The following is a 14503-nucleotide window of genomic DNA, read 5'->3' as shown; positions in this document are numbered from 1 at the left end:
CACCACTGTGGGGCCAACTCAGGCGGCCTTGTTCGAAGCCAGGAAGTCCACCGCGAAGCGTTGCAGCACGCCGCCGGCTTCGTACACCGACACTTCTTCGTCCGAATCCAGGCGGCAGGTCACCGGAATCTCCACCTTCTCGCCGTTCTTGCGCGTGAACACCACCGTCAGCGTGGCGCGCGGCGTGAGCTTGCCGATCACGTCGTAGGTTTCGGTGCCGTCGATGCCGTAGGTGTTGCGGTTCTGGCCCGGCTTGAACTCCAGCGGCAGCACGCCCATGCCGATCAGGTTGGTGCGGTGAATGCGCTCGAAGCCTTCGGCGACGATCGCTTCCACGCCCGCCAGGCGCACGCCCTTGGCCGCCCAGTCACGCGAGCTGCCCTGGCCGTAGTCGGCGCCGGCGATGATGATCAGCGGTTGGCCGCGATCCATGTAGGTTTCGATCGCTTCCCACATGCGCATGACGGTGCCTTCCGGCTCCACGCGAGCGAGCGAGCCCTTCTTCACCTTGCCGTCGACCACGGCCATCTCATTCACCAGCTGCGGGTTGGCGAAGGTCGCGCGCTGAGCGGTGAGGTGATCGCCGCGATGCGTGGCGTAGCTGTTGAAGTCCTCTTCCGGCACGCCCATCTTGTGCAGGTAAGCGCCGGCGGCGCTGTCCATCATGATCGCGTTCGACGGCGACAGATGGTCGGTGGTGATGTTGTCGGGCAGCACGGCCAGCGGGCGCATGCCCTTGAGCGTGCGCGGACGCGCGGCGAGCGCGCCCTGACCTTCCTTGTCCCAGTACGGCGGACGGCGGATATAGGTGCTCATCGGGCGCCACTCGTACAGCGGGCTGACCTTGTCTTCGATGACCTTGAACGTGAACATCGGGTCGTAGACCTGGCGGAACATCTCGGGCTTCACGCTCTTGGCGATGATCGCGTCGATCTCCTCGTCGGTCGGCCAGATGTCCTTGAGCGTCACCGGCTGGCCGTTGCCGTCGAGGCCCAGCACGTCCTTCTCGATGTCGAAGCGCACGGTGCCGGCGATGGCGTAAGCCACCACCAGCGGCGGGCTCGCGAGGAAGGCTTGCTTGGCGTACGGATGGATGCGGCCGTCGAAGTTGCGATTGCCGGACAGCACGGCCGTCGCGTACAGATCGCGGTCGATGATTTCCTGCTGGATCTTCGGGTCCAGCGCGCCGCTCATGCCGTTGCAGGTGGTGCAGGCGAAGGCGACGACGCCGAAGCCGAGCTGCTCCAGGTCGCCCAGCAGATTGGCTTCCTTCAGGTACAGCTCGACCGCCTTGGAGCCGGGCGCCAGCGAGGTCTTGACCCACGGCTTGCGCGCGAGGCCCTTGGCGACCGCGTTGCGCGCCAGGATGCCGGCGGCGACGACGTTGCGCGGGTTGCTCGTATTCGTGCACGAGGTGATCGCCGCGATGATCACCGCGCCGTCGGGCATCTTGCCATCGGCCGGCAGCTCCCACGGTGCGGCGATGCCGCGCTCGGCCAGGGCCGAAGTGGGCAGGCGCTTGTGCGGGTTCGACGGGCCGGCCATGTTGCGCACGACCGTCGACAGATCGAACTTGAGCAGGCGCTCGTATTCGGCGGTTTTCAGCGCATCGGCCCATAGGCCGGTGTGCTGCGCGTAGGTCTTCACGAGCTTCACCTGCTCGGCTTCGCGGCCGGTCAGCGTGAGGTAGTCGAGCGTGTTCTGGTCGATGAAGAACATCGCCGCGGTGGCGCCGTATTCGGGCGCCATGTTGGAGATGGTGGCGCGATCGCCGAGCGTGAGCGCCGCGGCGCCGGGGCCGTAGAACTCCAGGTAGTGGCCGACGACTTTTTCCTTGCGCAGGAATTCGGTCAGCGCGAGCACCACGTCGGTGGCGGTGATGCCGGGGTTCGGCTTGCCGCTGAGTTCGACGCCGGTGATGTCGGGCAGGCGCATCCACGACGCGCGGCCGAGCATGACGTTCTCGGCTTCCAGGCCGCCGACGCCGATCGCGATCACGCCGAGCGCATCGACGTGCGGCGTGTGGCTGTCGGTTCCGACGCAGGTATCCGGGAACGCGAGGCCGTCCTTGGTGTAGATGACCGGCGACATCCGCTCCAGATTGATCTGATGCATGATGCCGTTGCCGGGCGGGATCACGTCGACGTTCTTGAACGCGCCCTTGGTCCAGTTGATGAAGTGGAAGCGATCGTCGTTGCGACGGTCTTCCACCGCGCGATTCTTGGCGAATGCATCCTTCTCGAAACCGCCGTGCTCCACCGCGAGCGAGTGATCGACGATCAGCTGCACGGGCACCACCGGATTCACCTTCGCAGGATCGCCGCCCATGTCGGCGATCGCATCGCGCAGGCCGGCGAGGTCGACGAGCGCGGTCTGGCCGAGGATGTCGTGGCACACCACGCGCACCGGGAACCACGGGAAGTCGAGATCGCGCTTGCGCTCGATCAGCTGGCCCAGATAAGCGTTGAGCTGCGCAGGATCGGCCTTGCGGACGAGGTTCTCGGCTTTGACGCGCGAGGTGTAGGGGAGCTTGTCGTAAGCGCCCGGCTTGATGGCGTCGACGGCGGCGCGCGCATCGAAGTAATCGAGCGTCGTGCCGGGAAGGGATTTGCGAAAGGCGGTGTTGGTCATGGCTTGCACTTTAAGCTGGCAACAACAGTGAATGACGCATGGTGAGTCGCAGCGCTGGTGCCTCTCTACGCGAGGCACCAGCGGCGCAGACTCGCGACGCTAGGATCCCAGCGCTTGCGCGCTGGGGCCCTCCACGCTGCTCGCTGCGCTACTTGCGATCCTTGATCGGCACGAACTTCAGATCTTCCGGGCCCACGTAGTTGGCCGAAGGACGGATGATCTTGCCGTCGATGCGCTGCTCGATGATGTGCGCGCTCCAGCCGGAGGTGCGGGCGATCACGAACAGCGGGGTGAACATGTCGGTCGGCACGCCCATGACGTGGTAGCTGACGGCGGAAAACCAGTCGAGGTTCGGAAACATCTTCTTGATGTCCCACATCACCGTTTCGAGACGCTCGGCGATGTCGAACATCTTGGTGCTGCCGGCTTCCACCGATAGATCCTTGGCCACCTGCTTGATGACCTTGTTGCGCGGATCGGCGATCGTGTAGACCGGGTGGCCGAAGCCGATCACGACTTCCTTCTTCTCGACGCGGGCCTTGATGTCGGCTTCCGCTTCGTCGGGGTTGTCGTAGCGCTTCTGGATTTCGAAGGCGACCTCGTTGGCGCCGCCATGCTTGGGACCACGCAGAGCGCCGATGCCGCCGGCGATGCACGAGTACATATCCGAGCCGGTACCCGCGATTACGCGCGAGGTGAAGGTCGACGCGTTGAACTCGTGTTCGGCATAGAGCACCAGCGAGGTGTGCATCGCCTTGACCCACGAAGCCTTGGGCTTTTCCTGATGCAGCAGCTCCAGGAAGTGACCGCCGATGGAGTCTTCGTCGGATTCGTCGACTTCGATGACCTTGCCGTTGTAGGCGTAGTGATACCAGTACAGCAGCATCGAACCGAGGCAGGCCATGAGCTTGTCGGCGATGTCGCGAGCGCCGGCGTGGTTGTGATCGTCCTTCTCGGGCTTGACGCAGCCGAGTACGGAGACGCCCGTGCGCATCACGTCCATCGGATGCGAGGACGGCGGCAGCTGTTCGAGCGCGGTCTTGACCGCGGCGGGCAGGCCGCGCAGCGACTTGAGCTTGGTCTTGTAGGCGGCCAGTTCGGCCGTGGTCGGCAGCTTGCCGTGCACGAGCAGGTGGGCGATCTCTTCGAATTCGCACTGGGCGGCGACGTCGAGGATGTCGTAGCCGCGATAGTGCAGGTCGTTGCCGCTGCGGCCGACGGTGCACAGCGCGGTATTGCCCGCAGCGGTGCCGCTCAGCGCGACGGACTTTTTGGGCTTGAAGCCGCCTGCGGCGGGTGCGGTGGTTTCGCTCATCTTGATCTCCGTTGGATGTTTGTCTTTACGGTGAAAGCGCAAAGCGGTGCTGCAGAGTCCTTACTTCTTCTTGGCGGCGAACAGCGCGTCGAGCTTGTTCTCGAAGGCGTGATAGCCGATGCGGTCGTAGAGTTCGGCGCGCGTCTGCATGAGGTCGAGCACGTCCTTCTGATGGCCCTGCGTGCGGATCGAGGTGTAGACCGCTTCGGCCGCCTTGTTCGCGGCGCGGAAGGCGCTCAGCGGATACAGCTGGATCGCGACGCCGACGCTGGCGAGTTCGTCGCGCGTGAACAGCGGCGTGGCGCCGAATTCGGTGATGTTGGCGAGCACCGGAACCTTCACCGCATCGACGAACTTCTTGTACGTCGGCAGATCGTAGGCGGCCTCGGCGAAGATCGCGTCGGCGCCGGCTTCGACGCAGGCGATGCTGCGCTCGATCGCCGCATCCACGCCTTCGGCCTGGATCGCGTCGGTGCGCGCGATGATGAAGAAGTCCGGATCGGTCTTGGCGTCGGCGGCGGCCTTCACGCGATCGACCATTTCGTCCTTCGACACGATCTCCTTGCCCGGACGATGGCCGCAGCGCTTGGCGCCGACCTGGTCTTCGATGTGGCAGGCGGCCGCGCCGGCCTTGATCAGCGTCTTGATCGTGCGCTCGATGTTGAACGCGCTCGCGCCGAAGCCGGTGTCGATGTCGACGAGCAGCGGCAGGTCGCAGACATCGGTGATGCGACGCACGTCGGTCAGCACGTCGTCGAGATTGTTGATGCCGAGGTCGGGCAGGCCCAGCGAGCCCGCGGCGACGCCGCCGCCCGACAGGTAGATGGCCTTGAAGCCGGCGCGCTTGGCGAGCAGGGCGTGATTGGCGTTGATCGCACCGATGACCTGCAAGGGTTTTTCGGCGGCGAGGGCGGCGCGGAAGGCTGCGCCGGCGGAAGTCGTCATGAGCGGCTCCGATGGTTGAGGGGCAAGGCGGCCGGCCGGACCGTGCGGGTGGGTGACCGCAGGTTCGCGGGTGCCGTCGGGTTTCAAGGCTTGTGCCACGCCCGGCCCGCGATATCCGCGACTGCTAACTGACTGAATCTGAAATGACTTTGTCCTCGCGCAAGTCCATCGGACATTCAGCTGGCGTTTCATTCTGAGTTTCATGAAACAATGAAACGTCGATTGCGACATAATCCGAAACATGCAAACCCAGGACAGCAGCCTGCCCATCATCTGGACGGTCAGCGTGACCCGGCTTTCGAGCCTGCTGCGCGACGTCACGCCCGAGTTCGACGGACGGGCTCAGATCGACACGATCAATCTCGGCTTCGAAGAGGCCGTCACGCTGATTCGCGAGCGCCTGCGCACCGAAGACTGCGACGTGCTGCTGTCCGCCGGCGCCAACGGCGAATACCTGCGCAATCGCATCGACAAGCCCCTCGTGCTGATCCAGCCCGATGGCTTCGACCTGATGCAGGCGCTCGCGCGGGCAAGACGCCACTCGAATCGCATCGGCGTGGTCGTCTACGGCACCGATCTGCCGGCGTTCACCGCGTTCAAGCAGCAGTTCGGCCTGCAGATCGAGCTGCGCTCGTATACGAACACCGAAGAGGCGCGCGACCTGGTGGCCGAACTGATCGCGCTGGGCTGTGGCGCGATCGTCGGCACCGGCTTCATTTCCGAGCTCGCCGAGCGGCTCGGCGTGGTCGGGATCCTGATGTATTCGGCCGATTCGATCCGCAAGAGCTTCCAGCAGGCGATCGATCTCGCGCGCATGCTCTCGGCGGCTCGCAGTGGTCCGCGTCGCGCGCTCGCGGCGAAGCCGGCCGACTCGAAATTCAGCCTGCGCCGGCTGATCGGCAACAGCGAATCGACCACGGTGCTGCGCGACCAGATCCGCCTGTATGGGGCGAGCGATCGCACCGTGCTCGTGACCGGCGAAACCGGCACCGGCAAGGAACTCGTCGCCCAGGCCCTGCATGGCGCGAGCGCGCGTCGTTCGTCGCCGTTCGTGGCCGTGAATTGCGGCGCGATCGCCGAATCGCTGCTCGAATCCGAGCTGTTCGGCTACGAGGAAGGCGCGTTCACGGGCTCGCGTCGCGGCGGGCGCGTCGGCCTCATCGAAGCGGCCAACGGCGGCACTTTATTCCTCGACGAGATCGGCGAAATGCCGCTGGCCTTGCAGACGCGTCTGCTGCGCGTGCTCGAAGAGCGCGAGGTACTGCGCGTCGGCAGCGTGCGACCGACGCCGGTCGACGTGCGCGTGATCGCGGCCACACATGTGGAACTCGATGCACGCGTCGCCGACGGGCGTTTTCGTCGCGATCTTTACTACCGTCTCAACGTGCTGCGCATCGCGCTCGCTCCGCTGCGCGAACGGGTCGACGACATCCCGCTGCTGCTGATGAACTTCCTGCGCGCGGCCGGCGCCGGCGCGATGGTGCTCGACGGTCCCGCGCATGCTTTGCTGCAGCGCCACGGCTGGCCCGGCAACCTGCGCGAGCTGCGCAATCTCGCCGAGCGCCTCGCCGTGCTCGCACATGCCGAATCGCCACTGTCCGCGATCACGCGTCCGCTGCTGCTGCGCTGCGCGCCGGAGCTGTTCGGAGGCGCGCAGACGATCGCGGAGCCGGCCGGCTCGCTGTCGAACGACACGGCGCGCCTGCAGGCCCACGCACTGTCCTCGCGCGTCGTCAGGCCCGACGCCGCGAGCTTGCAGCGTGCGCTCGCCGCCGTCGGCGGCAGCCGCGAAAAGCTGGCCGACCAGCTCGGAGTTTCGCGCACCACGCTGTGGCGTTGGCTGCGCGAGCGATCGCTGGGATAGGCCGCTTACGAAGCGCGATCAGAACAGCTGGGCTTCGCCGCTTTCGTGCGCGAGCAGCCAGCGCTTGCGCTCGATTCCGCCACCGTAGCCGGTCAGCGAGCCGGTGCTTCCGACCACGCGATGGCACGGCACGATGATGCTGATCGGATTGCGCCCGTTCGCGAGCCCGACCGCGCGTGAGGCCTTGGCATCGCCGAGCGTTCTGGCGAGTGAACCGTAGCTCACGGTCTCGCCGTACGGAATCCTCAGCAGCTCATCCCAGACGCGTTTCTGGAACGGACTGCCGACCACCGACAGCGGCAGATCGAAATCGCGCAGCTCACGGCCGAAATAGGCGCGCAACTGCTGCTTGGCCCGGGCAAAGCGGGCCTCGTCGTGTTGCCAGTCGGCCGCGATGGGCGGATAGCGGCGGTACTCCATGTAGAGCGCGCGCAGCCCGAACTCGTCGGCGAGCAGCAGCAGGTCGCCGACCGGGCTTTCGAGCGTCGATGCGAACAGGGCGCTGCTCATTTGCGGACCCCCAACAAAAAAACCGGGGCGCAGGATGCCATAGCGGCATCCCGGCCCCGGTGGGGTCAAGCGAAAGACTTAGAAGCGGGCGCGGATCGTCAGACCGTAGGTCTGCGGGTCGCCGGGCTGGCCGACGTACAGGCCGGTGCTACCCGAAGCGGCGGCCAGCAGTTCGAAGTAATCCTTGTCCGTGAGGTTGCGGATCCAGAACGAGAATTCCCAGCCGTCGTTGGCGCGGAAACCGGCGCGGGCGTTGTACAGCGTGTAGCCGCCCACGTTCAGATAAGCCGACTCCGTTGCCGCCGACGAGAAGTCGGAACGCGAGCTCGCATCGGCCCCGATGTAGTAGTCGCCAGCGCGACCGAGCAGGCCGCCCGTGATCACGTATTCGCCGCCGAGCGACCCCGCCCACTTCGAAATGCCGGGCAGGCGCGTGCCGGAGGCATCGACGACCTGGGTCAAGGGGTCGCTGCCGCCGCTGCGCTCCAGCGGGGCCGGCGCATCCTTGAACGAGCGGTACTCGCCGTCGGTGTAGGCCGCGTTCGCGAACAGGCTGAAGGCGCCGAGGCGGGCGCTGCTGTCGAACTCGACGCCGCGCACGCGCACCTTCTTGGCGTTGGCGAGGTAGCCGCGCAGCGCGCCGACCGCGTTGTTCTGTACCTGCGCCTGGAAGTCCTCGATGTCGGTGTTGAACACCGACAGGTTGGCGGTCACGCCGGGCAGCGGCTGGGTCTTGATGCCGACTTCGTAGTGGTTGACGTCTTCGGGCTTGACCGTTGCCGCGCTCAGCACCGGAACTGTTTCACCCGTTTGCGCATCGGTGACGGTCGGCAGGGCCGCACTGTTCATTCCCACCGACTTGTAGCTCTTGGCGTAAGTCGCATAGGTATTGATGGTGTCGGTCACCGAATAGGCGAGCGTCAACTGGCCCGAAACGTTGGTGTCGTCGACATCGGCTTTATAGGCCTGCGGCGACAGCACGCCGAGAAGCAGTGTGCGCTCGGCAGGCGTCGGGTTGGCCGGGCCACCATAGGTGGTGGCCGCGAAGTCCATCTTCTTCTTGTCGTAGTTGAGGCGCAGGCCGGGCAACAGGTGCAGCTTCTCGGTGATGCTCCAGTCGAGCTGGCCGAACAGCGCGGCGCTCTCGGTATCGAAGTCGATCTTGGTGTTCTGACCGTAGCCGGTCAGCAAGTCGGCGCGATAGCCCGCGGCGCCTGGGTTCAGCAGGAAGCGCGCAGCGGCGGCGCCCTGCTCCTGCACGTGGACCGGGTCGGACTTGATGTTCTGGTAGAAGCCGAACACGCCGACGACGTAGTTCAGGCTCGGCGTGATGTCGCCGGTGAGGCGGACTTCCTGCGTCCACTGTTCCTGGGTCGACGGAGCGGCCGAGATCGTCGTGATCGGCAGGCCGAGGTAGTCGCGGTCGTTGGACGGATCCCAGTTCCAGAAGCGCCAGGCGGTGATCGAAGTCAGCTGGCCGATGGCGGTCTTGTAGTCGGCGGTCAGCGAGATTCCGCCCATGTCCTGGCGCGAGCGCCAGGCGGTGTCGGTGTCGGTCAGGCGATCGAACGGGTTGGTGCTCGGCACCGTGTAACCGAGATCGGCGGTGATCGCGGCGTACTGGCGGTTGGGTGCACGCAGTGTCGGCGCGACGCCGGCGTAAACCTGCGCATAGCCTTCGGGACGCTGGCGGGTGAGGTCGCCGGCCAGGATGAACTGCAGATCGTCGCTGGCGTTGTAGAGCAGCTGGCCGCGGAAGCCGAGGTTGTTCAGGTCGTTGAGGTCGTCATCGGTGGCGACGTTGTGCAGGAAGCCGTCCCGCTGGGTGCCGGCGAACGACAGGCGCGCGGCGAGCTTGTCGCTCAGGCCGCCGGTGATCGAAGCCTTGGACTGGATGAATCCGTAGTTGCCGAACGACTGTTCAAAGCGCGTTTCGGGCGTGAAGCTCGGCTTCTTGGTGGTGACGTTGATCGCGCCGGCGGTGGTGTTCTTGCCGTACAGCGTGCCCTGCGGGCCGCGCAGCACTTCGATCTGCTGCACGTCGATGAAATCCAGCGTCGCGGCGGCCGGGCGCGCGTTGAACACGCCATCCACGTAGAGGCCGACGCCCGGTTCGAGGCCGTCGTTGGTGAGACCGTATGGCGCACCGAGACCGCGGATGTTGATCGCCGAATTACGCGGATTGGTGGAGTAGAACTGCACCGTCGGAATCAGCTCCTTCAGGCGGTTCACGTTGAAGGCGCCGGTCTGCGTCAGCAGGGCGTCGTCGACGACCGAGATCGGGATCGGCACTTCCTGCACGCTTTCTTCGCGACGGCGTGCGGTGACCAGAATCTCCTCGACCTGTGAGCTGGCCTGGACGGCCTCCGGGGCCACGGCGACTTCGATGCCTCCTGCGGAGCTTTCCTGGGCGAGACCCGGCGCGGTCCAGAGGGACAGCACGGCGACCGAGGCCATCGAGACGAGCGACGGCGTCACACGGTTCGTGAATTCTTTAGTAATAACTTTTTGGTATTTCAAAGTGCTCATCCCCAATAAAAATGATCTTCCCACTGAGGCGCGCACTCTAGGTATCTAAGAATTTTTCGAGAAATAACTTATCGAGCTATCTAAAGAGCCGGGAAACAGCGCGGGCCGCTGCCTCGGCCGCGATCGCCACGGGCGCATAATCGGAACATGCAATACCGCCTCGATCTCGCTGCCCTGCGGCAAGGCCGGGATGGTCCGTTCCATCCCGCCGTCACCCGATGGCTTCACTCCCGCTTCGGCCAGCCCACCGAGGTGCAGCAGCGCGCCTGGGCGGTCACCTCGCAGAACCGCCATGCCCTGATCGCGGCCCCGACCGGCTCGGGCAAGACGCTCGCCGCGTTCCTCGCCGCGATCAACGATCTCGTCGAAGAAGGGCTCGAGCAGCCGCTGCAGGATCGGGTCTATGTCTTATATGTGTCGCCGCTCAAGGCGCTGTCGAACGACATCCAGAAGAACCTGCAGGAACCGCTGAGCGGCATCCGCGCCCAACTGGCAGCGATGGGTTTGCCCGATGTCGGCATTCGCGATGCCGTGCGCACCGGCGATACGCCGATGTTCGAGCGCGAGCGCATGCGCAAGACGCCGCCGCACATTCTCGTGACCACACCGGAGTCCTTGTTCATCCTGCTGACCTCGCAGGGCGGCCGCGAGATGCTGCGCTGCGTGCGCTCGCTGATCATCGACGAGTTGCACGCGGTCGCCGGCGGCAAGCGCGGAGCGCACCTGATGCTCACGCTCGAACGGCTCGCCGCCTTGTGCGACCGGCCGTTCGTCCGCATCGGCCTGTCGGCGACGGTCAAGCCGCTCGAGGCGATGGCGCGCTACCTGATCGGTGGGCGCGATGAACCCGTCACCATCGTCGACACCGGTCATGTGCGTCAGCGCGACATCGCGATGGAGCTGCCGAAGTCGCCGCTGACCCCGGTGATGTCCGGCGAAGTCTGGGGCGAAACCTACGATCGTCTCGCCGAACTCGTCGCCGCGCACAAGACCACGCTGATCTTCGTCAACCAGCGTCGCATCGCCGAGCGCACCGCGCGTCACCTGGCCGAGCGCATCGGCGCGGAGTTCGTCACCTCGCACCACGGCAGCTTGTCGCGCGAGCATCGGCTGCGTGCCGAGCAACAGCTCAAGAACGGCGAGCTCAAGGCGCTCGTCGCCACGAGTTCGCTCGAGCTCGGCATCGACATCGGCGACGTCGATCTGGTCTGCCAGCTCGGCTCGCCGCGCGCGATCAATGCGTTTCTTCAGCGCGTGGGCCGCGCCGGCCACGCCATCGGCGCGATTCCGAAAGGTCGCCTGTTCCCGCTTACGCAGGACGACCTGCTCGAATGCACGGCCTTGCTGTCCGCGGTCAGCGCAGGCGAGCTCGACCGCATCCGGCTGCCGCAGCGGCCGCTCGATGTGCTTGCGCAGCAGATCGTCGCCGAGATCGGTTGCGGCGAATGGGGCGTCGACGAGCTCTATGCGCTGGCTCGCCGCGCTGATCCTTATCGAACCCTGCTCAAGGAAGATTTCGAGCAGGTGGTTCAAATGCTCGCCGATGGCTATGTCACGCGGCGCGGCCGGCGCGGCGCCTATCTGCATCTCGACGCGGTGAATCGACGCCTGCGTGCGCGGCCCGGCGCCAAGCTTGCGGCGGTCATGAACGCCGGCACGATTCCCGATCAGTTCGACTACGACGTCGTGCTGCAGCCCGAAGGCCACCGCGTCGGCTCGCTCAACGAAGACTTCGCGTTCGAGAGCATGGCCGGCGATATCTTCCAGCTCGGCAATACCTCGTATCGCATACTCAAGGTCGAAACCACGCGCGTGCTCGTCGAGGACGCGCAAGGCTTGCCGCCGAGCATTCCGTTCTGGTTCGGCGAAGCGCCAGGCAGAACCGATGAGCTCAGCGCCGCGGTTTCCAAGCTCAGCACGCAGGCCGAAGCGAGGCTCGCGCAAGGCATTGAGGCTTGCGCGCGATGGCTCGCGCAGGAGCTCGGCGTCGCCGAAGCCGCAGCGCAACAGCTCGCCGAATACTGGGCGAGCTCATACGCCATGCTCGGCGCCTTGCCATCCGAGAACTGCGTCATCTTCGAGCGCTTCTTCGACGAAGTGGGCGACACGCATCTGGTGATCCATTCGCCGTTCGGCTCGCGCGTGAATCGCGCCTGGGGCCTCGCGCTGCGCAAGCGCTTCTGCCGCACCTTCAACTTCGAACTGCAGGCCAGCGCGCTCGAAGACAGCATCGTGCTGTCGCTCGGCCCCACGCACAGCTTTCCGCTCGACACGATCCAGCATTACCTGAAGTCGGCGACGGCGCGTGACGTCTTGATTCAGGCGCTGCTCGATGCCCCGATGTTCGGTACGCGCTGGCGCTGGAACGCTACCGTCGCGCTCGGCATTCGGCGCATGAACGGCGGCAAGCGCGTGCCTCCGCAATTCCAGCGCTCGGATTCGGAGGACTTGCTGACGCTGGTGTTCCCGGACCAGGTGGCCTGCGCCGAGAACCTCGTTGGCGAACGACAGATCCCGAATCATCCACTCGTGCAGCAGACCATCGACGATTGCCTGCGCGAAACCATGGATGTCGAAGGCTTCGAGCGCGTGCTCGCGCGCATGGAATCCGGCGAGATTCGCGTGATCTGCTGCGATCTCGCATCGCCATCACCGCTGTCGCAAGCGATCCTGAACGCCAAGCCGTCGGCCTTCCTCGATGACGGCGCCGCAGAAGAGCGACGCACGCGCACGCTCGCGATGCAGCCGCTGATGGATCTGCCGACCGCCGAGCGCATGGCCAGACTCGATATCGAGACGATCGAGCGCGTGCACGGCGACGTCTGGCCGCTGATCCGCAACGCCGACGAGCTGCACGATGCGCTCGTCGTGCACGGTTTCCTGCTCGAGGGAGAGATGCTCCAGGGGCGCGTGGGCGGTGTTGGCCGGCTCGATGAGACGAACTGGGCCGGTCGTGCCTGGCTCGACACGCTCGTCGCTCAAAAACGCGTGACGCGACTGCATCCCGCGGGCGGCGAGCCGCTGTGGCTTGCAGCGGAACGCTGGCACGAGGCGCGTGTGGTTTGGCCCCAAGCCACGCCATCGCATCCGATTCGCGCAGTGACGATGGCGGAGCCCGATGCCGGATCGGCATTGCAGGAGCTCGTGCGCAGCCGGCTCGAACTCATTGGCGTCATCAGCCTGCAGCAGCTCGCCCGCCCGCTGGGCCTCGATGTCTCTGCAATCGAAGCCAGTCTTTATGCACTCGAGGCGGAAGGCGCGATCGTGCGCGGATACTTCACCGGAGCGGGGATCGAGGAGTGGTGCGATCGCCGATTGATGGCGCGCATCCATCGGCAGACACGCGACAAGCGCCGCTCGGAGATTGCGCCGGTGCCGCCAGCGGGCTTCATGCGCTTTCTGTTCGCATGGCATCGGCTCGCGGGCAGTGCGGCCGAGATCCGATATCAGGGCGACAACGGGCTGCTCGCTTCGCTGCAGCAACTGGAAGGCTATGCGGGCGCGACGGCTTCGTGGGAGGACGATCTGCTGCCGACGAGAGTCGAAGCGTACAACCCGATGATGCTCGATCGCCTTTGCGCGAGTGGCCGCATCATTTGGCAGCGCCCGGCGAGTGAGCTCGACCCGGGCAAGAAGCGCAGCGGCCCGGTTCGCAGCACCCCCATTCTGTTTTGTGAGCGCGAGTTCCTGCCCATGTGGCAGCTCGCAGAAGAAGCGCCGCCTGGCGAGCGCAAGCTTTCGTCGAGGGCCGAGCGCCTGCTCGAAGCCTTGCAGCAATGTGGTGCGAGTTTCTTTGCCGACTTGCTCGCAGATAGCGGATTGCTCGGCGCGGAGCTCGAAGAGGCGCTCGGCGAACTCGTGAGCCAGGGGCTCGTGAGTTGCGACACTTTCGCCGGCTTGCGGGCGCTCACGATGAGTGGCGACAAGCGCGATCGCCTGCGCCGGCATTTCGGTCGCGGAGACGTCGCATTCGACGATGCGGGTCGCTGGGCGCTGACGCGCCATCGGCGCAAACCCGCTTCGCAGCTCAACGTCAACGCTTTGGCCGATCCGCGCGTCGAGCATGTCGCGCGCGTTCTGCTGCGCCGCTACGGCGTCGTGTTTCGCGCACTGCTCGAGCGCGAGACCGGCTTGCCGCCGTGGCGGGAGCTGCATTACGTCTATCGGCGGCTCGAGGCGCGTGGCGAGGTGCTCGGCGGACGTTTCGTCAGTGGATTCGCCGGGGAGCAGTTCGCCTTGAGCGAAGCGGCTGGCGCGCTGCGCCGTTACGGACAGCAAGCGCAAAGCGGGCGGGGGGCGATCGAGCGCGTCTGCATCGGAGCGAGCGACCCCCTCAATCTGGTCGGCGTGATCGTCCCGGGCGAGCGGGTGCCGCGGGTGGCCGGCAACCGCATCCTGTTCGAAGACGGAGTGCCCGTCGCCGTTCAGTCAGGCGGTGACACCCAATACCTGAAGTCGGCCGATCTCCATGATCAGTGGGAGATTCGCAATCTGCTGCTTCGGCAGCAGAAGTCGATCAGCTACCTGGCCCAGCCGCGGTTGCCCCAATAAACGAGACAGATGAGCGGAAAATGACCAAAGTGGCCGGATCGAGGCATTTTCAAGCAGCGGGGATTCTTCTGTCCGTGTCATTCCTGAACTAAAAAACCTTTGCATTCATGTAATTGCAATATTCGGCGAAATCTCCTGTTGACGCACTCCGTCACTTC

7 protein-coding genes are annotated in these 14503 nt (G+C 65.4%); 2 read left to right on the top strand and 5 right to left on the bottom strand.

The window, feature by feature from the left end; all coding sequences use genetic code 11:
* Positions 1-18 precede the first annotated feature (18 nt).
* From acnD to prpB, 3 genes are all read right to left on the bottom strand, one after another.
* Positions 19-2631, bottom strand: a complete 2613-nt coding sequence (gene acnD / locus WQQ_RS00035; RefSeq protein WP_007183154.1) for a Fe/S-dependent 2-methylisocitrate dehydratase AcnD — start codon at positions 2629-2631, stop codon at positions 19-21.
* Between the two features lie 148 nt (positions 2632-2779).
* Positions 2780-3946, bottom strand: coding sequence for a bifunctional 2-methylcitrate synthase/citrate synthase (gene prpC / locus WQQ_RS00030; RefSeq protein WP_007183153.1), 1167 nt, complete (start codon positions 3944-3946; stop codon positions 2780-2782).
* 60 nt (positions 3947-4006) lie between these two features.
* Positions 4007-4891 (bottom strand): methylisocitrate lyase, encoded by an 885-nt coding sequence (gene prpB / locus WQQ_RS00025; protein WP_007183152.1) that lies wholly within the window; start codon positions 4889-4891, stop codon positions 4007-4009.
* A 241-nt stretch (positions 4892-5132) separates the two neighbouring features.
* Here prpB and prpR point away from each other — a divergent pair, with 241 nt between their 5' ends.
* Positions 5133-6755 carry a propionate catabolism operon regulatory protein PrpR gene (prpR, locus tag WQQ_RS00020; RefSeq protein WP_007183150.1) on the top strand — a complete coding sequence of 541 codons (1623 nt, stop codon included), beginning with the start codon at positions 5133-5135 and terminating at the stop codon, positions 6753-6755.
* 18 nt (positions 6756-6773) lie between these two features.
* Here the strand turns inward: prpR and WQQ_RS00015 are convergent, their stop codons facing one another.
* On the bottom strand, positions 6774-7265 hold the full coding sequence (locus WQQ_RS00015; protein WP_007183149.1) for a methylated-DNA--[protein]-cysteine S-methyltransferase: 492 nt from the start codon (positions 7263-7265) through the stop codon (positions 6774-6776).
* 78 nt (positions 7266-7343) lie between these two features.
* Positions 7344-9743, bottom strand: coding sequence for a TonB-dependent receptor (locus WQQ_RS00010; RefSeq protein ID WP_202800591.1), 2400 nt, complete (start codon positions 9741-9743; stop codon positions 7344-7346).
* Between the two features lie 198 nt (positions 9744-9941).
* On the opposite strand from WQQ_RS00010, the gene WQQ_RS00005 reads away from it, so the two are divergent.
* Positions 9942-14345, top strand: a complete 4404-nt coding sequence (locus WQQ_RS00005; RefSeq protein WP_007183147.1) for a DEAD/DEAH box helicase — start codon at positions 9942-9944, stop codon at positions 14343-14345.
* Positions 14346-14503: the final 158 nt, after the last annotated feature.

The organism is Hydrocarboniphaga effusa AP103 (assembly GCF_000271305.1).
Classification (GTDB): Bacteria; Pseudomonadota; Gammaproteobacteria; order Nevskiales; family Nevskiaceae; genus Hydrocarboniphaga; species Hydrocarboniphaga effusa.
The sequence above is the reverse complement of the archived record's forward strand: the minus strand, read 5'-3'. Positions and strand labels throughout refer to the sequence as shown.

Bases quoted from the DNA above. Each gene is read 5' to 3' on its own strand.
- prpB (WP_007183152.1), bottom strand. From the start codon at position 4,891: ATGACGACTTCCGCCGGCGCAGCCTTCCGCGCCGCCCTCGCCGCCGAA.
- WQQ_RS00015 (WP_007183149.1), bottom strand. From the start codon at position 7,265: ATGAGCAGCGCCCTGTTCGCATCGACGCTCGAAAGCCCGGTCGGCGAC.
- acnD (WP_007183154.1), bottom strand. From the start codon at position 2,631: ATGACCAACACCGCCTTTCGCAAATCCCTTCCCGGCACGACGCTCGAT.
- prpC (WP_007183153.1), bottom strand. From the start codon at position 3,946: ATGAGCGAAACCACCGCACCCGCCGCAGGCGGCTTCAAGCCCAAAAAG.
- WQQ_RS00005 (WP_007183147.1), top strand. From the start codon at position 9,942: ATGCAATACCGCCTCGATCTCGCTGCCCTGCGGCAAGGCCGGGATGGT.
- prpR (WP_007183150.1), top strand. From the start codon at position 5,133: ATGCAAACCCAGGACAGCAGCCTGCCCATCATCTGGACGGTCAGCGTG.